The organism is Marinobacter excellens LAMA 842, from assembly GCF_001574445.1.
Taxonomy (GTDB): Bacteria; Pseudomonadota; Gammaproteobacteria; order Pseudomonadales; family Oleiphilaceae; genus Marinobacter; species Marinobacter shengliensis.
In genome coordinates this window covers 109,648-133,089 of record NZ_LOCO01000006.1, presented here as the reverse complement: position 1 = coordinate 133,089, position 23,442 = coordinate 109,648, and the positions used below count along the sequence as shown (strand labels likewise).

The following is a 23,442-nucleotide window of genomic DNA, read 5'->3' as shown; positions in this document are numbered from 1 at the left end:
TAATGTTCCCGATCAGCGCCACTGCTCGGGTATGGCATAGCTGACGGTCAGTATGGAGCCGTCTCGTTCTATCTCGATATCCAGCTGGGCCTGGCTTCGCCAGTCTTCCAGCAGGGATTTGTCCTGTTCTACATCACCCAGGCGCTGACCGTTAATGGCAGTAATGACATCGCCCTGGCGCAGATTGACCGCATTGAGCATCGGGTTGGAGCCATCGTACACATACCCAGAAGCGCCGCTGTCATCCGCTGGCCGTAAGCCGTAAGCCGCCAATGCCGCAGCCCCTTCTGCATCCAGCTGCTGCCTGGCCCCGGCCAGGAAATCATCGGGCGATTCTGCCGCCTGAACCGGTGCGTCCGCAACCATTACCGAAGAGTCCAGCTGCTCTTCAAATGCGAGCGATTCATAGCGGCCGCCACGCCGAATCAGAATGCGGTCTGATTCCACCTCGGCCAGCTCTGCATTACCGGGCAGGGTTTCACCTACCCGGTAATACTCGGTTTCACCATTGCTTCCGGCAACTATAGCACCGGAGTCTTCCGGCCGCTGCCCTATCAGCACCCCCTCGAGGCGCAACCGTAGCCCGGTTTCAGGTGCGCTGCGGCGAACAACCTCTGCCACACCGGCCTGCCGCTCTGGCCGGCCGAAAAATTCGTAACCGGCGATGGAAGCCTGGGGCACCCGGTTCTGGGCGCCAGGTTGGCCACCCAACTGTGCCGGGACATCCGGAACCGGCCGATCAGACCATGCATACAACCAGGTCAGTTTGGCCGCCGAAATACTCAGATAAACCACCAGGGCGACCAGAATAATGTTTGCCAGGGCTCTGGATAGACGCTCCTGATGATGTACTGCCAATCCTGCCACGTCAGAACCCTCCCGGCAGTATTGGCTGACGAACCCGGAACACCACATCACCCGGGCGCGCACTGTCGGGCCATGGCTGCTGCGCCAGGTCGACCATGCGCTTATATACCCTGAGCTCCATCATGCCGTCCCAAAGAATACTGGCATCCGCAGCTGGGCCATCGCCGCCCTGCTCCGATACCGTCAAAGCAACGCCACCCTCGGTGGTATCTACATTAGCCTGCATAGGCGGGAACTCTGCCTGCCCGGTCTGATTCCCCATAGGCCAGGTAACCAGCCCTCCATTCCAGCGCCCGACACCGTCGGCTTGCTGTAATCGGTTATCCGCGAAGACCAGGCGTAGTCGATCGATACTGACGTCCCCTTCAATCATCGCTCCGCCGCTCTGGCGAATCAGATCTTCGAATTCCTCTACCGCTATTCGGCCGCGGGCCGTCACATCCAGGTTACCCGGCCAACCGATACTAGCAGTTCCCTCCACCCGGGATTGTGACGACGCCAGGGAAATTCCAATCGGTAACTCCAATCCGGTCAGCGAGGGCCACCCCAACGTCCACTGCACCCGGGCCGGAAAACCGGCAACCACAACGCCTGCGGCGCCATCCCAGAGCCGACCCGACACCTGTTGCACCACTACCTGCGGTGGCAACTGGACATACCGGGAAGCCTGATGCCAAACCCATCCCGCCGGCACCCACAGCACCAGAACCACGCCATACACCAGCAAGCCAAGCAGCAACATCAGCAGGATCTTGGCAGGGCGCAGGAAAGGCTTGGCTTGGGGTTCAGTCATTGAGTTTTGCACGTTAATGAACGGGTAACCGAGTCTAACAAAGCCATTGGGCAACTTCATGACAAAAATAACGAAAAACCCCGCACCAGTGTGAACCAGCGCGGGGTTTTTCAGGGGTAGATCGGGCCAGACCTCAGAAACTGAGATCTGGTCGGGACCTGGCCGGCATTACATCATGCCGCCCATGCCTCCCATTCCGCCCATTCCACCCATGTCTGGCATACCGCCAGCTTTCTCGTCTTCAGGCTCGTCCGCGACCATCGCCTCGGTGGTGATGATCAGGGATGCTACGGAGGCAGCCGCCTGCAGGGAAGAACGGGTGACCTTGGCAGGATCCAGGATACCCATTTCCAGCATGTCGCCGTACTGCTCGGTTGCGGCGTTGAAGCCGAAGGAACCTTCGCCTTCTTTCACCTTGGCAACCACAACAGAGGATTCACCACCTGCGTTGAATACGATCTGACGCAGCGGCGCTTCCATGGCACGGCGCAGAATGTTCACGCCGGCTTTCTGCTCTTCGTTGATGGCGTCTACCTTGTCCAGGGCCGCAATGGCGCGGATCAGGGTCACACCACCACCGGCTACGATGCCTTCTTCAACGGCAGCGCGGGTGGAGTGAAGCGCGTCTTCAACACGGGCCTTCTTCTCTTTCATTTCCACTTCAGAGCCGGCACCAACCTTGATCACGGCAACACCGCCAGCCAGCTTGGCTACGCGCTCTTGCAGCTTCTCTTTGTCGTAGTCAGAGGTGCTGTCTTCGATCTGCTTGCGGATCTGCTCAACGCGGGCTTCGATATCGCCCTGAGCGCCGGCACCGCCGATCAGAGTGGTGTTTTCCTTGGTCACATTAACGCGCTTGGCAGTACCCAGGTCATCCAGAGTGGTGTTCTCCAGGGTCAGACCTACTTCCTCGGAAATCACGGTACCACCAGTCAGGATGGCGATGTCCTGCAGCATTTCCTTACGACGGTCACCAAAGCCAGGTGCTTTAACCGCGTTCACCTTAACGATGCCACGCATGTTGTTCACAACCAGAGTGGCCAGGGCTTCGCCTTCGATGTCTTCGGCGATGATCTGCAGCGGCTTGCCAGCCTTAGCCACAGCTTCCAGCACCGGCAGCAGTTCGCGGATGTTGGAGATTTTCTTGTCAACCAGCAGGATGTACGGGTCGTCCAGCTCGGCAGACATGTTGTCCTGGTTGTTGATGAAGTAGGGGCTCAGGTAGCCACGGTCAAACTGCATACCTTCAACAACGTCCAGCTCGTCTTCCAGGCCACGGCCTTCCTCAACGGTAATGACGCCTTCTTTGCCTACGCGCTCCATGGCGTCTGCAATGATCTTGCCGATGGTCTCATCACCATTGGCGGAGATGGTGCCAACCTGGGCGATCATGCGGCTGTCGTCGCAGGGCTTGGCCATTTCACGAATGGCTTTAACGGCTTCAGCCGTCCCCTTGTCGATACCGCGCTTCAGATCCATCGGGTTCATGCCGGCAGTCACTGCCTTGATGCCCTCATTGACGATAGACTGGGCCAGAACCGTTGCGGTAGTGGTACCGTCACCAGCGGTTTCGTTGGCCTGGGAAGCAACTTCCTTGACCATCTGCGCGCCCATGTTCTCGAACTTGTCTTTCAGCTCGATTTCCTTGGCCACAGACACACCGTCTTTGGTCACGGTCGGAGCGCCGAAAGACTTCTCCAGAACCACGTTACGGCCTTTCGGGCCCAGGGTTACCTTGACTGCGTCTGCCAGGATGTTTACACCTGCAACCATGCGTTTGCGGGCGCTATCACCGAATTTAACGTCTTTTGCTGCCATGTCTTCTATTCCTGTTCGTTAAACCGAAGTTGAATAAGATCGGATTAATGAGCGTTCGTACTTATCGCTGCTGCGATCACTCAAGCACGCCGTAGATTTCGCTTTCGCTCATGATGAGCAGCTCTTCACCGTCAACCTTTACGGTGTTACCGGCATACTGACCGAAGACCACGGTGTCACCCACCTTGACCGCCAGTGCACGGGTTTCGCCGTTATCCAGAATACGGCCATTGCCCACAGCAACTACCTCACCCTGGGAAGGCTTCTCTTTGGCGTTACCCGGCAGCACGATGCCACCCGCAGTTTTCTCTTCTTCTTCCTTACGGCGTACGACAACACGATCGTGTAGCGGACGAATTTTCATTGCTCGGTTTCTCCAATAGTCAGATTAATGTGGCAATGACAATTGCATGTTAAAAGTGTCTGGCCGGAACCCCGGACCGGACAAATTGCCCCGGCATCCAAGCCACTGATAGACAGCAGTTTTCAGCCTGAGACGAATCTGTGGTGAGTTAATGGGGTTGCCACCAACGTTTTCAACACCCGTAGCGAAAAAAATTTCACTTTTTTTCGTCGCCCTCACCGCGCTCCCGTGCCCGCTCAAGGCGTTCCCGATCGCTCTCCGTCTGATCCTGATATTCACCTTCAATAATGTCGCCATTGGCATCCCGATCAAACGGCCGCTGCGGCCGGAACGGTCCGTGCCCTTCAAACGGACTCTGCCCGAATGGCCCGGCACCGCCGCCAGCACCAAAATAAAAGCTCCGACTCTGGCCGGCTACCGTCATTCGCCTCAAAGCCTTCGCCGCGAGCCAGTGCCGGGACCCCGGCAGCAAACAGGCAAACCCCACCGCATCGGTAATAAACCCGGGTGTCAGCAACAAGGCCCCGCCCACGGCCAGAATCAGCCCCTCAGCCACTTCCTTCGCCGGCAATTCGCCGCTGTTCAAGCGCTGGTTCGCCCGCAACAACGTGGCCAACCCCTGCTGGCGCAACAGCCAGGCGCCAATGACGGCGGTCAGCAGCACCAGCCCGATGGTGTTCAACACCCCGATCAGGCCGCCGACCTTGATCAGAACCACCATCTCGGCGATGGGCAGAATAATGAAAAGAAAAAGGAAAACGGGCAAAATGCCTCCTTATAAAAACGATGCAGACACACAGAGAACGTAAACCACCTCTGAACTTAATTAGGGCAAACCATGAAACTTCAAGATTCAGTGATCGCAATCACCGGCGGCGGCCAGGGCCTCGGCCGCGCCATGGCAGAATACCTGGCAGCCAAAGGCGCCAAGCTCGCGCTCATCGACCTGATGGAAGACAAACTGGCGGAAGCCGCCGACGCCTGCAAACAAGCCGGTGGCGATGCAAAAACCTATGTCTGCAACGTCGCTAAAGAAAACGATGTTGAGAAAACCTTCCAGGCCATCATCAACGACTTTGGCCACCTGAACGGCCTGGTGAACAACGCTGGCATTCTGCGCGACGGCCTGATGGTGAAATTCAAGGACGGCAAACTGGAAAAACGCATGGAACTGGCCCAGTGGCAGTCCGTCATTGATGTAAACCTCACCGGCGTATTCCTGTGCGGCCGCGAAGCCGCCACCCGCATGATCGAAAACGGTGACCAGGGCGTCATTATCAACATCGCCTCCATCTCCCGCGCTGGCAACATGGGCCAGAGCAACTACTCCGCCGCCAAGGCCGGCGTATCGGCCCTGGTGCCGGTCTGGGCCAAGGAACTGGCACGCTACGGCATCCGCTGCATGGGTATCGCCCCTGGCTTCATCGAAACCGAAATGACAGCCTCCATGAAACCCGAAGCCTTGGAGAAAATGACCGCGGGCATTCCGCTCAAGCGCATGGGTAAGCCGGAGGAAATCGCCTCTGCCGTGGCGTTCATCTTCGAGAACGACTACGTCTCCGGCCGTATGATCGAAGTGGACGGCGCACTGCGTCTCTAGTGTACTGGCGCCCGGGGCTCTGAATGGACGAGTTCGAGAAGCTCGAGAAGGAACCGACAAAAGAGCAGAAAATCTGGCAGGTAGTGGCCGCCATTCCGCAAGGAAAAGTGGCCAGCTACGGCCAGGTCGCCGCCATGGCCGGCCTGGGCCGCCAGGCGCGCTTTGTTGGCCGGGCCCTGGGCAAACTGCCCGCCGGCCACAGCATCCCCTGGCACCGGGTTATCCGCAGCAACGGCCAGATCGCTTTTCCACAAGGCACAGAAACCTGCCAGCTTCAAACCGAGAAGCTGAGACTCGAAGGGGTGGAGGTGTATACAGGAAGGGTAAAGATGAAGGATTTTCAGTGGCAGCCTTAGGAACCACTCAGGCCTGCCCCAAGCCCGATTCAAGCGCCCTGGCCTGAGCCTCAAAATCTTCAGGACGCTTCTTTCGAAACATCTCAAGGTTGCTGAGTTTCCAACGCAGTGCTGGCAATTCTTGTGCGTGACGACACGTCAAGAGCGACCAATCTGGCTCAGCACGAGCCAAGCCAATCAGAAACTGCCTTTGTGAGTCCGTTAACCTCACAACCAGCTCTCGCTGCAACCGAGCCCGGGTCTCAGTCAGGGTTTCTAGCGAGCATTCGACTTCGCTCATACCAACAAATGCTCTCTCGAATTCATTGGCGATATTCTTCTCATTACAGAAAATAACTTCGTGGGATGGGCGGTTATGCCCCGCAAGATAGACGACAAAGCACTCAATCATCCCCTCGGTGATGCCGCCGGATTCATACAGCTGCCAAACGTCAAACAAATCCCGAGGGTGCTGTCGATCAAGCGCAGCGACCAGCTTGCCCCCGTAAAGCTCATCAGACGCCAGTATTGGAAGATCGAACTCAACGCTAAACCGATCGCTCGTGCGCGCACTCAACCGGCGCCGCTCTGGAGGCAACACGCTACCACGAAAGACGACGTTGACTTCGATTTTGACCTGACTGGTTTCGCTTTCGACGATCAGCTTGGTATCGCCAAGATTTCGGGCAGGAATCAGTCGCGCATGCAGCCCGAGCTTAAAAATGCGTTCACTGATGGCCGCCAGCTGCTGGTTGACGTCTCGCAAAGCCTCATCCCGGGATTTCTCCCGTGGAAGATAAACAACATCAATATCAACCGACAACCAGGGCATATCCCGAAGAAACAGATTGATGGCAGTGCCACCTTTCATCGCGAATATATCGTTGGCAAATACCTCCGGCGCCACGGTTAATAACAGGCGCACCGTGTCAGCGTATGACTTCTCCATACTAATCCCTATCCTTGGGGGTTGAGGCTGAGCAATGTGTCATCATCCAGCCTGGTCATCCAGCGGGAGGAACTGCCGGTACGAACCGGAAAGTCCTCCAACAAAGCATCAACATCCACTAATTCAGTTTCTCTTGCCCAGGTAAGATACAGGCGCACCGCTTTAACGCTCGTGCAACAGGAAAGCAGATTACCGAGAACCTGCTTTCTGGGTGAGCGCAGACCATCGAAGAGATTACGGGCTTCCTCGAGACTCTGTTTCACACCGACTTCATAAAGAAGCTCAAGAACCGCTCGCTCCGGACAAGCGACAACCACATGCTCGGGCAATCCCGGCGGTGTGGTGAGAGTCTTTGTTGCCAGCTCGTTATCCGACCACTCAAACAATCGCGCATGGCAGTATCGTGAAGGGAAACGGGAGGTAAACCAGTCTGGCAAGGTATAACGCTTATCTCCCCACAGCACACAGCTCTCCGTACTGCCCAGATTATGCCGAACCCCCTGCAGCGCCAAAGCGCTCTTTCCGCCGATGTGCAATCCTGCAACTCGGTTCTGCAACAACTTCAAGCCGCCGAAGATATCAAAATCGTCGTTGGGGAAAGCATAGACCCCGTGCCCCAAACGAACGAGCCAACCGGCCTCTGCATACTGAGCCGCCAGCTGCGGTGAAACTCCAAACCGGGCTAGCACAGACAAATCGAAAGGCCCGCCTCGGGGCAGCTCAGCCTGCAAACGTTTGAGTACCTGGTGTCGTGAAATTCTGCTCATAGACTAAAAATAGCACACCAGCTAATCGCCACAAAGAAAATGTAAAGATCACGCCATAACAATCTGCTTTGACTATATTTATAGTGCAAATTCTAATCGGGAAACTTTAGGGACGGGAGAGAAAAAAGTGCAGGGAAAACCTTGAAATTGATTTCAGTGGCAGCCCTGAGCAGAACACCCAGGGCCGCACTGATACTACTGAAAACTCAAATCGCCTAAGATCAAACCGCCTTGGCAGCAATGATCTTGTCGTGCCACTCAACCGGGCCGGTCTGGTGCACGGAGCTGCCGCGGGAATCCACCGCTACGGTTACCGGCATGTCTTCCACTTCGAACTCGTAGATGGCTTCCATACCCAGCTCTTCAAAGGCCACCACCACGGCACCCTTGATTGCCTTGGACACCAGGTAAGCCGCACCGCCCACCGCCATCAGGTATACCGCGCCGTGCTTCTTGATCGCATCAATAGCAACCTGGCCACGCTCGGCTTTACCGATCATGCCGGTCAGGCCGGTTTTCTCCAGCATGGTGTCGGTGAACTTGTCCATACGGGTGGCGGTAGTGGGGCCAGCCGGGCCAACCACTTCTTCGCGCACCGGATCAACCGGGCCCACGTAATAGATGAAGCGGCCTTTCAGATCTACCGGCAGCTCCTCGCCACGTTCGATCATATCCACCATCTTCTTGTGGGCCGCATCACGGCCGGTCAGCATCTTGCCAGACAGCAAAACGGTTTCACCGGGCTGCCAGTCTTTCACGTCTTCCGGCGTTACAGTGTCCAGATTTACACGGCGAACGTTCTCGCCCACTTCCCAGGTGATTTCCGGCCAGTCGTCCAGGCTCGGCGGTGTCTGCAGAGACGGGCCAGAGCCATCCAGCACGAAGTGCGCGTGGCGGGTAGCGGCACAGTTCGGAATAATCGCCACCGGCTTGTTGGCCGCATGTGTCGGGAAATCCTTAACCTTCACATCCAGAACCGTGGTCAGACCACCCAGACCCTGGGCGCCAATGCCCAGCTCGTTGACCTTCTCGAACAACTCCAGGCGCAACTCTTCAGATCGGTTGGACGCGCCACGGGCCTGCAGATCGTGAATATCGATCGGGTCAAGCAGGGCTTCCTTGGCCAGCTCCATTGCCTTCTCGGCGGTACCACCAATACCAATACCCAGCATACCAGGCGGACACCAGCCGGCACCCATCTGCGGCACCATCTTCAGCACCCAGTCCACCACCGAGTCAGACGGGTTCAGCATGGCAAACTTGGACTTGGCTTCAGAGCCGCCGCCCTTGGCTGCCACATGCACGTCTACCGTGTTACCCGGAACCATCTTGTAATGGATGATCGCGGGGGTGTTGTCCTTGGTGTTCTGGCGCTTGCCGTCCGGGTCGGCCAGCACGGAGGCACGAAGAACATTGTCCGGGTGGGTGTAAGCACGGCGCACGCCTTCGTTGATCACGTCGTCCAGCGGCATGTCGCACTCGAATTTCACATCCATGCCAATGTTCACAAATACGGTCACAATGCCGGTGTCCTGGCAGATCGGGCGATGGCCCTGGGCACACATCCGGGAATTAATCAGGATCTGGGCCATGGCATCCTTGGCAGCCTGGGACTCTTCGCGCTGATAGGCCTCGTACACAGCCTGAATAAAATCCTTGGGGTGATAGTAGGAAATAAACTGCAGCGCATCGGCTACGCTTTCGATCAGGTCGTCCTGGCGGATAACAGTGGTCATAGTCGCCTCATCAGCTTTCTGATTATCGGAAGTGTGCGGAGCCACCCAGGCAGCCCCTGCTTATATAAGGAAGCGTGAGTTTACCAGAAATGAACCCGATAGGACTCGACAAACCCGCCGGTGCCCACTATTTTTCAGAAAGGCCACTCCGACTGTGCGGGGAGGGATTCCGAAAGCAGAATCACACTTTTGGCTGATCAACACTTGCCAGACTGTCGCTATAGTCAAAGCTACAGAAATTGGCTCAAGTGCTGGCTACAATTTCAGACAACGAACGAATTCATAAAAGCAGAACAGGCAAAAGCACGGAATTCAGGGGCCGACCGGTTCCGTCTACGCCGGATATAACGACACAACAACAGGAAAAGGTTCCACCCATGTTCAAGAAAACTCTAATAAGTCTTGCCGTGGCTTCTTCCCTTGGGTTGACTGGTTGCTTCGATAGCGCCGGCGATGGGGGTAATGCGAATCCGGATTATAAAATCAGCCAGGATAAAAATCGGGCTGAGTTCCTTGCTCAATTTGAGGGAAAAACCTGGCCGGTGTTTGATCCGTTCCCCGCGGTGTCCGACCTGCCAATTCCGAATGATCTGATTTATGCAAACGTGGGTGACGGTTCTTTTGCGGTTGGCGACACACAGCCCCCCGTAACCACGGCACTGAACGGCCTGAGTGGCGCATCAACGGTAGCGCCCATCGACCTGAAATTCAGCCAATCGATCGATGCGGAATCAGTTGTTGGTCCAGACCTTGGCGCATTGGTTAGAGTACAGACTTCTGGCGGAAATCCTGATCCCGCCGACATTCAAGCTATTCTCGCGCAAAACGTGTTTGTAATTGAGCTTGACTACGCCAGTGGAGACCCACTGAGAGGCCTTCGCGCAACTGAAGTTCCTGATGGCGACCTTTTCTTCGATTTCGAAGTTGAGGTAAAGGCTCTCAGCGGTACAGACTACGTTCGGATTCTCCCAACCAAACCTCTTGATCCGTTCAAGCGATACGTGGTCGCGCTCACAAAGGACATTCTGGACTCTAATGGCGACCCAATCGTCAGCTCACCAGCTTATACAGAGCTCAAAGGCGAGTCCGTACTTGGCCCAAGCGTCGATGCCGTTCGCAATCTGATCAAGAATTTCTGGGAACCAACAGCAAGATCGGCCATAAGCGGCCTCAGAACCAACTTTGGTGGGACTGCTATTGATGCTGAGAACATCGCCATGGCATACAGTTTCACGACGTCCAACGATAAGAAGGTTCTCCAGTACATAGCAAACCCGGCCCAGTGGATCGAAGACCAGCTGCGACTGTCAGTAACGACCGAGGCAGCAAAAAGGGCAAGGGGCGCGCACTTGTTGTTGCTTAATGAGAACAATGTTCCCAATGCCCCCTCACTCCCCGCGACTACGTGGGATATGAACGGTGACGGTGTAGTCTCGAAAGCTGACTTCCAGCCATTCTATGACATTTATGCCGCCCAACTTCCAGGTATTTTGGCCTCTTTCGGTTTCTCTGAAATTGAAGATGCAGTGGCTCTCGCCTCGGGCGCGTTTGAGCCCAGCTCAGTTAATCCAGCGCTCGCATCTTGCGATGCCGAGCCATTTGTTGTGAGTGCCGAACCGGTTGTCACCGTGCCTGATAAGTTCCAGTGTGCAGGGATCCTTCTGAAAGGTGGTCTGCAGGCTCAAGGAATTACATTCCCTGAACCAAAGGCATCAGAACCCTCTATCGACTTCAGTTCAGCAATGCCGGCGCCAGCTGTCTCTGCTGTGCTGTCCAGCATTCCTGGAGCAAACAATGTTCTTGTTGCGCAAGGCTCAATCACTCTGCCCTACTTCTTGGGAACACCAAGCAGCGAGAGTGGTGCCGCGCTTAGAACAGAATTCTGGAAAGCGGACACACAACTCGCTGCAGGCCTTAACAATGCATTCAAAGATGCTGGGTTGGTCATCCCACAAGGTACCGGCAAGTCAGAGGTTGTGAATGCCGTGTTCCCGTTCCCGAAAAAGAACGCGGACATTACCGTGCCGATGTTGGTTATGTATCCCACAGGTACTGACCTAGAAGACGCAACTACCGAACTTCCAGTGGTGATCTATCAACATGGCATCACGACCGATCGCAGCGCAGCATTGACTTTCGGTAGTGCGCTTGCGGCGAACGGCGTAGCTGTTGTTGCGATAGATCAGCCCTTGCACGGTGTAGCGCCGTTCTCGGTTAGCGATCAACAAACGCTCGCCAGCAGTTTGCTCGAGGCTGCAGAGTCTAAGGCTGAACTGCCGAGCGGAACCTGGGACAACGAAACGCTAATCACCGCCGCTATCCAAGGCGATGTCGATACGCTTACCAATGCTGGCATCCCGGCAATAAATGCCAACATCCTTGTTGGAACGGTAGCCCGAGCGGGCAGCACCATTCCGGGTCTCAGCCCTGCGTTCACTGGTCAAGGCCTTGCTTCAGAGGGAGCCACAGAGCGGCACTTTGGCTATGGCACTGACGACTTCAACAACATCATTAAGATGAACTTTGATTCGAGCGCCGCAGCGGGAGATTCCGGGGATTTGTTCATAAACCTGACGAACTTCTTGGGTTCTCGAGACAACCTGCGTCAAGGTTCTGTCGATTTGATGACAGTGCGGGCTTCTATCGGCTCAATTGCACCAGCATTTGATGCGTCCAATGTATATTTCGTTGGCCACTCGCTCGGAACGATCAATGGCGGGGCCTTTGTCGCTTCCACCAACGCTTCAGGTCGTTCAGACCTTGAAATTCAAGCAGCCAACCTTCTAACCCCGGTGGGTGGCGTCGTTCGTATGCTGGAAAACTCACCAGTGTTCGGCCCAACCATCGTCGGCGGGCTATCCGCCCAGACCGGTTTGACGCAACAGGATGCTGGCCTGCAGACGTATTTTAACGTTCTTCAGCACGCGATAGACTCCGTTGACCCGGTCAACTTTGTTGCGGACCTTCAGAATTCTGTCATCTCTGAAGTGGACGGCGATACAACAACCATCAATGACGGCCGGGTAAACAATCTCAACGGCTCATTCCCCGGTGAAGTGGGCGGCCAGATTGTCATGGTGGATATGCAATCCTCAAAGGCGCCGCTCTCTGGCTCCACCCCGCTTAGCGAGCTGATTGGCGCGAATAGGGTTGCGAGCAGCGACGCAGGCGGTGTTGATTTGCCGGCTTACGTCAAGTTCACCTCACTTGCCCAGCACAGCACGCCGGTGCTGCCGTCAGCGAAAAAAGATCAGAACGGTGACGACATTCCGGGATCCGCAGACCTTGCAAATGCAACCTTCAGCCAGATGGTTCTCCAAACTCTCAGTCTGATCGCAACAGGCGGAGCTGTTGTCGCGGTGGACACAGGCGACACTGAGCGCCCTGATACTTCTATCTCAATAGTGGACCCAGACTGATAGCATAGCCGTTATGACTTAGGCGAATACCCCGGCGAAAGCCGGGGTATTTTTTGGGGATAACGAGACCATCGACTTATCTGAGGCTTAAGTTGATCCCGAGTTGCCGCTGCCCCACACCATCCCCCCGATCCCTCTCAACCACCATCCCCCGAGCCTTAATCTGCGGATGCTCCGCGGCCTCCTCAATCGTCAAAACCGGCTCCACACAAGCATCCACCTCGGCAAAAGTTGCCCGCCAATCGGCAAACGTTTTCGCTCCAATCTTCTCTTTAATGGCATCTTTCAACTTCTGCTGATGTTCAGGGTTCTGGCTCAGTGCAAAGCTCTTCATCTCGCTGAGCCCGAGCGTGTCACATAACCTTGCGGAGAACTGCGGCTCCAGGCTGCCTACTGACAACCACCGGCCATCGCTGGTCTGGTAGTAATCGTAGAAGGTGCCACCGTTGAGCATTCCACCCTCCGGCTTCTGGGGCTGGCCGCCGGCCAGGGCGGCGGCGCCGGCCATGGCGTTCAGGGCGAAGGCGGCGTCGGTCATGCTGATGTCGATAAAGGCTCCCTGCCCGGTTTGCTGGCGCTGGATGACTGCGGCAAGGATGCCCATCACCGCATGGTGAGAGCCGCCGGCCACGTCGGCAACCTGTATACCCATGGGTGGTGGGCCGCTGTCGGCGCGGCCGCAGTGGCTGGCGACGCCGGAGATGGCCAGGTAATTGATGTCATGGCCGGCGCGGTCTTTGTAGGGGCCGGTCTGGCCGTAACCAGTGATGGCACAGTATATGAGATTCGGGTTGATGGCTTTGAGGGTTTCGTAGCCAATGCCCAGCCGATCCATCACACCCGGGCGGAATTGCTCCACTACGATGTCGTAGTCTTTGACCAGTTCTTTCACCTTCTCCACGCTCTCAGGCTGTTTCAGGTTGAGCTGGAGTGTCTGCTTGCCACGACTGAGGTACGAGAAGGTGGTGCTGAACTTGCCATCAAACGGGGGCATTACCTTGGCCAGGTCTACCCTGTCCGGCGCTTCCACACGCAGCACCTCCGCGCCCATGTCGGCAAGCATCATGGTGGCGTAGGGGCCGGGTAACAGGGTGCTGAAATCGAGTATTTTCAGGGCGTTCAGTGGGCCTGCCATGGTCGTCTCCATTGGTTGATCTGAGGTATTGTTATTACTGTGGCTCATGCTGCCGGGTTTTGCAGAGGGGGCCAACTGCCGGTTCCTTCATTCCCATTGGCAGAATCTTCCATCTTTCGCGAAATCAGATGGTTGCATTGTCCCTCGGGGCACTTATGATGAACATCGTTTCCATCAATGGCACCGGTTATGTCTACCCTTACGGTTTCAAAGCATTTCGTTGAAGCATCCCTCTCCGGCGCGGAGCGCCTGGGGCTGGATAGCCGTGCGCTGCTGCAGGAGGCCGGCATTTCGCCGGATTTGCTGCGCATAGACATGGCCCGGGTAAGCAGCGACCAGTTCAGCCGGCTGATGCAGGTGATCTGGAACCGCACCGGTGACGAGTTTATGGGCATGGGGCCGCGGAAGGCCCGCACCGGCACCTTTGCCACCATGTGCGCCCTGGTGATTAATTGCCAGACGCTGGAAGAAGTCTACGAGCAGGCGTTCCGCTTCTCCCGCCTGTTTGAGCCCATGGTGAGCATGGAACTGGAAGTTAACGAAGACAACGCCCGGCTGGTGGCCCGTATCGAGGGCGAGATTCACGACCCAAGCTATTTCCTGCGCGAGAGCATCCTGGTGATCTGGCACCGCCTGGGCAGCTGGCTGATTGGCCAGCCGGTGGAGCTGGAGAAGGCGGAGTTCAACTATCCCCGCCCCGAGCATGGCGATGAGTACCGCCATATCTTCCATTGCCCACTGGCGTTCGACTCCGACTGCATCGCCCTCACCTTCAGCAAGCGTTTTCTCTCCGCCCCGGTGATCCGGGACAAGCCGGAGATGCGCCAGTTTCTGAAAACCTCGCCGGCGGATCTGTTATCCCGGCCGGACGAGAGCAACACCTGGACGGGCCGAATCCGGGGACTGATTGGCCGGGATTTTTCCAAGCCCATGCCGGACTTTGACTGGATTGCCCAGGAATTGCATACCAGTCCGCAAACCCTCCGGCGGCGGCTGAAGCAGGAAAATACGTCGTTTCAGGAGATTAAGGATCTGCTACGGCGGGATATGGCTATTTACTACCTGAGCCATCAGGAATTGCCGATCAACGATATCGCCGAGCGGGTCGGCTTTACCGAACCGTCCACTTTCCATCGGGCTTTCAAGAAGTGGACTGGCGTCACCCCGGGCGCCTGGCGTGAAGGCGAACGGGGTGACCTGGCCAACTGATCAGGAGCCGGAGCTGCCCTGCTGCACGTTGCGAATCAGCCGGCCCAGGGTCAGGGCAATCTCATTCACCTGGTTTCGGCTTTGAGCCAGCTGGAACAGCCGGGAGCCATCCCTCGGATCATAAATCCAGCAGGCGCCTACAGCGGGCTCACAGTCCCAGCGGGGCTGTGGGTTTACGCCAAATACCGGCAGCGAAACAGACTTCCGGACGGTTGTATCATCGGTGTTCCGGGTGATTTCCTGAATGTTCAGGTTACCGTTGGCAACGCTCACCCGGTACCGGATGTCTGCTGGCCGGTCCAACCGCACCACGGTTTTGTCCCTGCGCCAGCCGGCGGTTTCCAAGAGGGCATTGAGATGGATGGTCAACGCCTCCCGGTCTGAGTCGGCCAGGTACAGCTGGCGCAGGCTTTTCAGCTCCTGGCCGCCCGCCGGTTCGATAATGGCCACGGGCTCTTTGGCTTCGCCATTGCCGTTGGCCAGCGCCCGCACGTTGGCGCGATTTTCTTTCTCAATATCGGTGATCAGCTTCAGTGACTGCTGGTAGTGCTTCCCATCCACTCCAGCCCTGCTCACATAAGCTTCCAGGGCCGCCCGCGCCTCGTTGAGGTGGCCGGCCTGCAACATTGCTCGGCCGCGGTAGTAGAAATAATCTGCGGGCTTTTCGGTTTCCATCTTCTGCAGACGGTTCAGGTACTCGCTCGCCTCACCCCAGCGCTCTGCCGAAACGGCCTCTTCAGTAGCCAGCATCAGGCGACGGATCTCATGCTCCGGTGCCAACGACTGCCCGTGGGCAGAAACCGTGGCCAACGAGGCCACCATTGCCAGGCCTGCCACTAATGACCGCCCACCGGCCAGGCTTACAATTCTGGGTGACAACATACCGCTACTCCTGATTGTCATTTGTGCCTTCTTCCGCCACCTCAGGTGCGTCGCTACCTGCGTCTGTAGGCGCGCCAAGCTCGGTATGCTTCGGCTCGCCGGAATCGGCATCTTCGTCATCCGCATCCACCTCGGCCTGGTCCACAATGGCCTTGGGCAGTTCCTTCTTTACCCGAACCCCAAGTTCCACAAAACGGTTGGCCTGGGAGATCAGATTACCACGGCCACGAGTCAGCGTATTCATGGCGTTATCATAGGTGCCCTGAGCCGTGTGCAGCTGGGTGCCCAAGCGCTCCATGGCCTCCACAAACACCCGAAGTTTGTCGTAGACGGCGCCAGCCCGGTCGGCAATCCGACGGGCGTTTTGGCTTTGCCGCTCGTAACGCCAGATATTTTCAATCGTCCTGAGGGTCGCCAGCAAGGTGGTGGGAGTCACCACAATAATCTTTCGCTCGAAGGCTTCTGCGAACAGGTTCTCGTCTTGCTGGAATGCTGCCACAAAGGCTGGCTCGATTGGCATGAACAGCAGCACGAAATCCGGAGAATGCAGGCCATTAAGCTGGCTGTAGTCTTTCTCACTCAGGCTCCGGATATGGCTGCGCACCGCCTCTACGTGTTGCTTGAGGGCTTCGTCACGGGCGCTGTCTTCCTCGGCCACTACCCACTGCTGGTAAGCCAGCAGTGACACTTTCGAGTCTACCACCAGGTTGCGCTGGTCCGGCAGATGTACGATGACATCGGGGCGCAGTAACTGGTTGTCTTCGTCCCGGTAGCTGCCCTGGGTTTCGTATTCCACACCCTTGCGCAGGCCTGAGCGTTCCAACACTCGCTCAAGAATCAATTCCCCCCAGTTGCCCTGTACTTTCTTGTCGCCTTTGAGGGCGCGAGTCAGGTTGGCGGCTTCCTCGGTAATCTGGCGGTTCAGATCCTGCAGCGATTTAATTTCGCTTCGCAGGGCCTGGCGATCCCGGGTTTCGGTGGTGTATACATCCTCAACCCGTTTGCGGAAGTCCTGGAGCTGGTCCCGGAACGGGTTGAGCAGGGAATCCAGGCTGGTTTTCGACTGCTGACTGAAGCGCTCGCTTTTCTGGTCAAAGATGCGGTTGGCCAGGTTCTCAAACTCCTGTTTGAGAGCGTCCCGGTTTTTCTCAAGCAGCTCCATTTTTTCCTCTGCCGAGCGGCGCTCTTTGTCCAGGGTCACCTGTTGTTCCCGGAGCTCCACTTTCAGCTGGTTGAACTCATCGCTCAGGCTCTCAGCCCGCAGTCGGAGATCCCGGTTCTCCTGCTCCAGCTGACTTAACCGGTCCCGGCGACTGGCCAGCTCCGAATCGGTAGAGGCCAATCGGTTCTCCAGACTGGTGGCTTTCTGACGCCAGGTCTCGAGACTGTTATCCCGCTCCAGCAGGGTTTGCCGCTGCTGCTCTATCTGCTGTTCCAGATGGCTTACCTGTTGATGGTGCAACGCCTGAGCCTGATCCGATTCGCGCAACCGGGCATTCTGATCAGACAACTCCTGTGCCTTCAGATCCAGCGCGGCACGAACTTTGCGCACTGTCAAAGCGGCCCAGACCAGGCCAGCAAACAAGGCGACGCACGCCACCAGAAGCGTGATAATCCAGCCGGCCAGCCATTCGGGGCGTAGCTCCATAAGATTGGTCAGGGTATCGACCACAGCGTGAAACTCCTTTCGTAGCGTGTTAACACCAAAGATTTTCAATGGTTAGTGTTAGCGAACCAGTCTACCCCAAGCGCGGAACTTTTTGCCCGTTAAACCCTCATTACCTGTGCTGATCTCAGTTCCGCCCTCGACTGATTGGCATTTCCGGCAAGTGACGGAATCCGGTTCTTTACGGCCAACGTAAATTGCTCTACAAGGATTAAAAGGATCTCTCAACGGCGCAGGGTTCCGACACCAGGAGCGCGCCAAGGCAGGAACAGCACATGCTCAAGGCACTTTGGAGAAAACTGGGCGTAGATACCATGCCGACATCAGGCGCGGGATGCATTGATGAAACACTTGGAACCTCCGAAGCGTTGGCGGGGCACGAATCTGTTCGGGTGTTGCCGCATATTACCCACACCGGCGAATTTCACCTTGAGCGCCTGACCCAACTTCTTAACTCACGCTACGGCCAGTCAGTGCCAACAAATGAGCACAGCGCTGTGAGCGACCAGGCGCTAAAAGACATCGTGGGCTTTGCCTCACGCATTCAAGATCAGGATATCCAGCGCGAACTGCTACTGTTCTATCTGAACTGCTCCCCGGTGATCCAGGAATTTCTCCGCTCTGAAACCGCCCTTGGCCACGAACAGCTGATTTCACTCTGAGTCGTTTTTCAGGGCCTTAACCAACTGTAAAGTATTCACACAGGTCACGTGTAGTATACTTTGCCGCTTGATTCAGAAACACATTCAAAGGCTGCCTTTATAATCGGTCGCAGAAACCGCTTCCGCAGCCAGTTCAGGGGAAATCAATGGGTTACAGGTTCTTCCAGCCTCGGCGCTTCCTGATGTTCGTTATTCCAGCCATAGCGCTTGTGATCACCGGCTGCTCGGCAGACCGTTACTTCATGGTCCCCAAAAATAACATGGAAGACCTGAGAACGTCGGTACAAACCCAGAGAGCCACGCTTGTGACGATGGAGAGCAACGCCACCGTGCGTCATGAGCAGCTTCTCAATAAAAGCGACGCTGCCACACAATCCATTCTGGACGCCATCGCTACTCAGGTTGAAAGGCCCGTCTGCCCACCGGCCGCAGTACCCGTGTGCCCTGCCGTTGCAGAGAACCAGGGGCGCGCCGACAGGCTGAAAGGCAAGGTGATTGTAGGGGAAATAGAAAAGTTCTACCTGGCCGGCCCCGGGCACATCTACACCGCTCGCATTGATAGTGGCGCAGAGACATCTTCGATCCACGCACGCAACGTCAAACGTTTCGAGCGGGATGGCAGCAACTGGGTACGCTTTGAGGTCCCGGTGCCCGGCGCGGACGGGGAATGGGTCACCATGGAGCGGGAGATATCGCGCCGTGTTAGGGTCATCCAGGCCAGTGCCGAAGAGGCCGAGCGGCGCGTAGTGGTGGAACTCCAGTTTGCCATTGGCGACCACCAGCAAGTGGCTGAGTTTACCCTTGCTGACCGGGCGAACCTGACTTACGAAGTACTGATCGGCCGTAACGTGTTACGGGATGTCATGCTCATTGACGTGGGCAAGGAGTACGCCACGGAACTCCCCGATTCCTACCGCAGGAAAGCGGTTAACGGGGATGACTCATGACCGTCCGCTCCAGAGCACCTTTCTACGCCTTTGTTCTGCTGCTGATTGCCGCTGGCATTTCCATTGCCACCTGGCGGCATATCGAGCTTGGCGTACCCTGGATGACAGGAGAGCAACGGCCAGTCTGGATGATCGAGGCCCGGGTGGACTTCGTCGGACAGGATGAGGCGGCACAGATCAGTCTGCACATTCCGGAACAACCACCGGGGTTTAGCATCCTCACCGAGCAAGCAGCGTCCCCAGGCTATGGTTTCTCTATCATCGAAACCTCGGGTAGCCGGCGCGCCGAGTGGACAAAGCGGGATGTCTCCGGCCCCCAGACACTCTATTTCAAAGCCCAGTTTGTGCCTGATGACAGTGCCGGGGAATCCGCGCGGTCACGAAAACCGAGGCCAACCCCCACCTTTTGGGAAGAACCCCAGGCTACCGCAGTCCGCGAAGTACTGCGCCAGGCTAACGAACGCTCCAGCTCTCCGGAAAGCCTGACACGGGAGCTAATCCGGCTGCTTCAGCCTGACAGCCGAACCCAGAACACCACCCTATTGGTCGCTGACGACAACTATCTGCAAATGCTGGTTCGAATGCTGAATCATGCTGGCATCCCAGCCCGCACCGCCGACGCACTCAAACTGGAAGATGCCCGCCGGCGCCAGCAATTGATGCAATTCCTGCAGATACATAACGGTGACCGCTGGCTCACCTTTGATCCAAGAACCGCCGAACAAGGGGTACCGGAAAACCTGTTGCTGTGGCGCCAAGGGTCGGAGTCGCTGCTTGATGTGGTGGGTGGCGACAACTCCCAGGTGAGTTTCTCCATGCTCCGGCAGACGGTGCCCGCACTTCAGCTGGCCACCCTGGAGGCCAACAAGAACGGCCTTGGGGTACTGGGTTTCTACCAACTCCCGATCGAAGAACAAAGCATGTTCCGAATGCTGCTGTTACTGCCCATCGGGGCCCTGATTGTGGCATTTATGCGAATTGTCATCGGGGTGCGCACCTCCGGTACATTCATGCCCGTGTTGATTGCCGTGGCGTTTGTTCAGACAACCCTGGTGCCCGGACTGATCGCTTTCCTGTCGGTAGTGGCTATTGGGCTGCTGTTACGAGGCTATCTCTCCAGCCTCAACCTGCTTCTGGTTTCACGAATATCTGCGCTGATCATCCTGGTGATCTTCATCACCGCAGGGCTCAGCATTATTGGCTATCAAATGGGATTCAACACCGGCATGACCGTCACCTTTTTCCCGATGGTGATCATTGCCTGGACCATTGAACGAATGTCCATCCTTTGGGAAGAGGAAGGTGCCCGGGAGGTGATGGCACAAGGCAGTGGCAGTCTGTTTGTCGCAATTTGTGCCTATCTGGTCATGAACACGTCGCTGGCCGGGCACCTGACATTCAACTTCCCGGAACTGCACCTGGTGGTGCTGGGATTGATCCTGCTGATGGGGCAATACACCGGTTACAAGCTCAGCGAATTAAGGCGCTTTACCCCGATGAAGGCCTACGACTGATATGGACTGGATTTCCCCCAGAAAACTGAGAAAGCTTGGCATCCTGAACATGAACCGGCGAAATGTGGACTACATTTCCCGGTACAACGAACGGGAGTCTTATCCGCTGGTTGATAACAAGCTGAAAACCAAGCTGGCAGTCAGCGAGTACGGCGTCAAAACCCCAGAGTTGTTGCAGGTAGTTCGCCAGCAACACGAAATTTCCCATTTTCGGGAAATTGCCGACGGGCTCGCTGGCTTCGCCATCAAGCCAGCCAAGGGCTCCGGTGGCAAAGGCATTACCGTGATCACCGGGCGGGATGGCGATGACTACGTCAAGGCCTCTGGCGCCCGCATTTCCGTAGCCATGCTCGAACGCCATCTGACCAACATCCTGGCCGGCCTATATTCCCTGGCAGGAACGCCAGACGTCGCCATTGTGGAAGACCTGGTGCAGCCCACCCCCTCCCTGGCCAGGTATTCCTTCCAGGGCGTTCCGGATATCCGCATCATTATCTTTCAGGGTTATCCGGTGATGGCCATGTTACGGCTGGCCACCAAGGATTCCGATGGCAAAGCCAACCTGCATCAGGGGGCCGTTGGTGTTGGCCTGGACGTAGGCACTGGCCGCAGCCTCAACGCGGTGCAGTTCAATCGCCCTATCAAACTCCATCCCGACACCGGCCTGGCGCTGGAGAACATCCAGATTGACAGCTGGGAAGACATGCTGGAAATGGCCTCTCGATGCTACGAGGCCACAGGATTAGGCTATATGGGCGTAGACCTGGTGGTAGACGCCTACAAAGGCCCCTTGCTGTTGGAATTGAATGCCCGCCCCGGCCTGGCCATACAGATGGCTAACGGGGAAGGGTTGTTACCCAGGCTGAGAAACATTGAGGCCCTGAAGCGCCCCCATTTCAGCCCCAGGGAGCGTGTTCAGTACGCGATGGGAGCTTTCGGGAAATTCTGACCGATGGCAGGCCACAAAAAAAACCGGAGCACCAGGCTCCGGTTTTTTTTTGCCGTGAGGGCTGCCCTATCAGAGCAGCTCACCGCGTTGCAACAACAGTTTACGTTCGTGTGTCAGGCCCTTCAACAGACCCCATGTCATGATCAGCAGCACAACAGTGAACGGCAGGCCGGCACTGATGGCCACCGCCTGAATGGCCCCCAGGGCATCGTCACCACCACCAAAGATCAAGGCTGCGGCAATCGCACCTTCCATCACCACCCAGAACACACGCTGAGCCGTCGGTGCATCGGTCTTGCCACCGGCAGTAATGCTATCGATGACCAGTGAGCCGGAATCCGACGATGTCACGAAGAACACCAGAACCAGAACAATACCCACAAAGGAGATGATTCCGGTCAGCGGCAGGTTGGCAAACATCTGGAAAGTGGCCAACGAGACTTCTGTCAGGCCGTCCTCTGCCAGTGCTCCCATGCCCTGCTGAATCTGCTCCAGGGCCGCGCCACCAAACCCACTCATCCACACGGTGGTAATAAGGGTCGGAATGATCAGTACTGCAGTCACAAACTCGCGCACTGTCCGGCCCTTGGACACCCGGGCGATAAACATCCCGACGAACGGTGACCAGGAAATCCACCAGGCCCAATAGAATACGGTCCAGCCTTGCAGCCAGGCCTGGTCATCGCGACCAAACGGGTTACTCAGGGGCACCACGTTGGCCACGTAGGTGGATGAGGTAATCCAGATGGTTTCCACGATGGCCAGCGTCGGGCCGGCAAAAATCACGAAGAACAGCAGCACACCCGCGGTGACCATATTGATGTTACTGAGCACCTTGACGCCGCCATCCAGACCGCGAAGCACCGAAATCAGTGCCAATGCCGTGACACCAACAATAATGGCCATCTGAACATTGATCCCGGCGCCCATACCAAACAGGTAGTCCAGGCCCGAGGCAGCCTGCTGCGCACCAAAGCCGAGGGACGTCGCCAAACCAAAGATGGTGGCGACCACTGCCAGCACATCAATGACATGCCCAGGCCAGCCCCACACTTTATCTTTCAGGAGCGGAAAAAAGGCTGAGCGGATGGTCAGGGGCATGTTCTTGTTGTAAGCAAAGAACGCCAACGACAAGGCGACCACAGCATAGATTGCCCATGGGTGCAGACCCCAGTGGTACAGAGTCGCGCCCATGGCCATGTTACGGGCCTCGGCCGAGTTCGCCTCTACATTGAACGGCGTCTCATACCAGCCGGTGTAGTAAGCCACGGGTTCTGCTACGGCCCAGAACATCAGGCCAATCCCCATACCCGCTGCGAACAACATGGCAAACCACGACATTGTCGAGAATTCCGGCGTTGCCTCCTGACCGCCAATCCGTATTTTGCCTACGGGCATGAAGATCAGGGCCAGGCTAACCACCACAAAGATGTTGGCACTGATCAGGAAGAACCAGTCAAAGGATCCGATAATGTCCCACTTCATGCCGTCCAACGTTTCCTTGGCGGCTGTCGGGAACATCAGGGTTGCTATGACAAACAGCACAACAATGACTGATGTGACCGGGAATACCCAGTTATGGAGGTCCAGTCCAAACGGTCTTATGTTGTCCTGGCCTGCGACGTAATCCGTCTGATATTCGTCTTTCACTACCTCGCCCACGTTGGCGCCTCCTGGTCTGGTGTGACGATTGAATATTCGTTCGGGTTCATTAGCTGTGAATCTACCTTCATAGATTACAAGCTGGTCATCTTATTATTTTGAGCTCAAAACATCAAAGTTGACGTGTGTCATCACTACATATTCAAGCATAGACCAGATTTCAGGTGC

Annotated in this window: 20 protein-coding genes; 8 read left to right on the top strand and 12 right to left on the bottom strand. The window is 56.6% G+C overall.

Features of this window, described 5'->3' with window-relative positions; genetic code table 11:
* Nucleotides 1-12: 12 nt before the first annotated feature.
* From J122_RS07645 to J122_RS07625, 5 genes are all read right to left on the bottom strand, one after another.
* Nucleotides 13-867 (bottom strand): type II secretion system protein N, encoded by an 855-nt coding sequence (locus J122_RS07645; protein WP_061331724.1) that lies wholly within the window; start codon nt 865-867, stop codon nt 13-15.
* 1 nt (nt 868) lies between these two features.
* Nucleotides 869-1,660: a type II secretion system protein N gene (gspN, locus tag J122_RS07640; RefSeq protein ID WP_061331775.1), complete on the bottom strand. Its 792-nt coding sequence runs from the start codon at nt 1,658-1,660 to the stop codon at nt 869-871.
* A gap of 168 nt (nt 1,661-1,828) precedes the next feature.
* Entirely contained in the window at nt 1,829-3,478 is a 1,650-nt protein-coding gene (gene groL, locus J122_RS07635; RefSeq protein WP_061331723.1) for a chaperonin GroEL, read from the bottom strand.
* A 76-nt stretch (nt 3,479-3,554) separates the two neighbouring features.
* On the bottom strand, nt 3,555-3,842 hold the full coding sequence (groES, locus tag J122_RS07630) for a co-chaperone GroES (RefSeq protein WP_058091815.1): 288 nt from the start codon (nt 3,840-3,842) through the stop codon (nt 3,555-3,557).
* Nucleotides 3,843-4,038: 196 nt separating this feature from the next.
* Nucleotides 4,039-4,608: an FxsA family protein gene (locus J122_RS07625; RefSeq protein WP_061331722.1), complete on the bottom strand. Its 570-nt coding sequence runs from the start codon at nt 4,606-4,608 to the stop codon at nt 4,039-4,041.
* A 72-nt stretch (nt 4,609-4,680) separates the two neighbouring features.
* Here J122_RS07625 and J122_RS07620 point away from each other — a divergent pair, with 72 nt between their 5' ends.
* Entirely contained in the window at nt 4,681-5,442 is a 762-nt protein-coding gene (locus J122_RS07620; protein ID WP_058091817.1) for an SDR family oxidoreductase, read from the top strand.
* A gap of 23 nt (nt 5,443-5,465) precedes the next feature.
* Nucleotides 5,466-5,798 carry an MGMT family protein gene (locus J122_RS07615; RefSeq protein WP_061331721.1) on the top strand — a complete coding sequence of 111 codons (333 nt, stop codon included), beginning with the start codon at nt 5,466-5,468 and terminating at the stop codon, nt 5,796-5,798.
* A gap of 7 nt (nt 5,799-5,805) precedes the next feature.
* Here the strand turns inward: J122_RS07615 and J122_RS07610 are convergent, their stop codons facing one another.
* The 3 genes from J122_RS07610 to J122_RS07600 form a co-directional block, all read right to left on the bottom strand.
* Nucleotides 5,806-6,726, bottom strand: coding sequence for a nucleotidyl transferase AbiEii/AbiGii toxin family protein (locus J122_RS07610; RefSeq protein ID WP_061331720.1), 921 nt, complete (start codon nt 6,724-6,726; stop codon nt 5,806-5,808).
* An 8-nt stretch (nt 6,727-6,734) separates the two neighbouring features.
* Complete coding sequence (locus J122_RS07605; protein WP_061331719.1) at nt 6,735-7,493, bottom strand: type IV toxin-antitoxin system AbiEi family antitoxin domain-containing protein; 759 nt, start codon at nt 7,491-7,493, stop codon at nt 6,735-6,737.
* A 221-nt stretch (nt 7,494-7,714) separates the two neighbouring features.
* Nucleotides 7,715-9,229, bottom strand: a complete 1,515-nt coding sequence (locus tag J122_RS07600) for a fumarate hydratase (protein WP_061331718.1) — start codon at nt 9,227-9,229, stop codon at nt 7,715-7,717.
* 377 nt (nt 9,230-9,606) lie between these two features.
* Between J122_RS07600 and J122_RS07595 the strand changes: the two genes are divergently transcribed.
* Nucleotides 9,607-12,648 carry a hypothetical protein gene (locus J122_RS07595; RefSeq protein ID WP_061331717.1) on the top strand — a complete coding sequence of 1,014 codons (3,042 nt, stop codon included), beginning with the start codon at nt 9,607-9,609 and terminating at the stop codon, nt 12,646-12,648.
* Between the two features lie 76 nt (nt 12,649-12,724).
* On the opposite strand, the gene J122_RS07590 is transcribed toward J122_RS07595, so the two are convergent.
* Nucleotides 12,725-13,783 carry a CaiB/BaiF CoA transferase family protein gene (locus J122_RS07590; protein WP_061331716.1) on the bottom strand — a complete coding sequence of 353 codons (1,059 nt, stop codon included), beginning with the start codon at nt 13,781-13,783 and terminating at the stop codon, nt 12,725-12,727.
* 189 nt (nt 13,784-13,972) lie between these two features.
* Between J122_RS07590 and J122_RS07585 the strand changes: the two genes are divergently transcribed.
* Nucleotides 13,973-14,992 (top strand): AraC family transcriptional regulator, encoded by a 1,020-nt coding sequence (locus tag J122_RS07585; protein WP_061331715.1) that lies wholly within the window; start codon nt 13,973-13,975, stop codon nt 14,990-14,992.
* On the opposite strand, the gene J122_RS07580 is transcribed toward J122_RS07585, so the two are convergent.
* Nucleotides 14,993-15,874, bottom strand: a complete 882-nt coding sequence (locus J122_RS07580; protein WP_227510121.1) for a hypothetical protein — start codon at nt 15,872-15,874, stop codon at nt 14,993-14,995. It abuts the gene before it with no gap.
* Nucleotides 15,875-15,878: 4 nt separating this feature from the next.
* The gene (rmuC, locus tag J122_RS07575; protein WP_227510120.1) at nt 15,879-17,546 is read right to left on the bottom strand and encodes a DNA recombination protein RmuC; all 1,668 of its coding nucleotides are present in this window, start codon (nt 17,544-17,546) and stop codon (nt 15,879-15,881) included.
* A 269-nt stretch (nt 17,547-17,815) separates the two neighbouring features.
* On the opposite strand from rmuC, the gene J122_RS07570 reads away from it, so the two are divergent.
* The 4 genes from J122_RS07570 to J122_RS07555 all read left to right on the top strand — a co-directional run bounded on the left by J122_RS07570 (nt 17,816) and on the right by J122_RS07555 (nt 21,612).
* Nucleotides 17,816-18,202 (top strand): hypothetical protein, encoded by a 387-nt coding sequence (locus tag J122_RS07570; RefSeq protein WP_061331714.1) that lies wholly within the window; start codon nt 17,816-17,818, stop codon nt 18,200-18,202.
* A 146-nt stretch (nt 18,203-18,348) separates the two neighbouring features.
* Nucleotides 18,349-19,149 (top strand): ATP-dependent zinc protease, encoded by an 801-nt coding sequence (locus J122_RS07565; protein WP_061331713.1) that lies wholly within the window; start codon nt 18,349-18,351, stop codon nt 19,147-19,149.
* On the top strand, nt 19,146-20,663 hold the full coding sequence (locus J122_RS07560; protein ID WP_061331712.1) for an inactive transglutaminase family protein: 1,518 nt from the start codon (nt 19,146-19,148) through the stop codon (nt 20,661-20,663). Before J122_RS07565 ends, J122_RS07560 begins: the two co-directional genes overlap by 4 nt.
* A 1-nt stretch (nt 20,664) precedes the next feature.
* On the top strand, nt 20,665-21,612 hold the full coding sequence (locus J122_RS07555; RefSeq protein WP_061331711.1) for an alpha-L-glutamate ligase-like protein: 948 nt from the start codon (nt 20,665-20,667) through the stop codon (nt 21,610-21,612).
* 69 nt (nt 21,613-21,681) lie between these two features.
* Here J122_RS07555 and J122_RS07550 read toward each other — a convergent pair whose 3' ends face one another.
* Complete coding sequence (locus J122_RS07550; protein ID WP_061331710.1) at nt 21,682-23,274, bottom strand: BCCT family transporter; 1,593 nt, start codon at nt 23,272-23,274, stop codon at nt 21,682-21,684.
* Nucleotides 23,275-23,442: the final 168 nt, after the last annotated feature.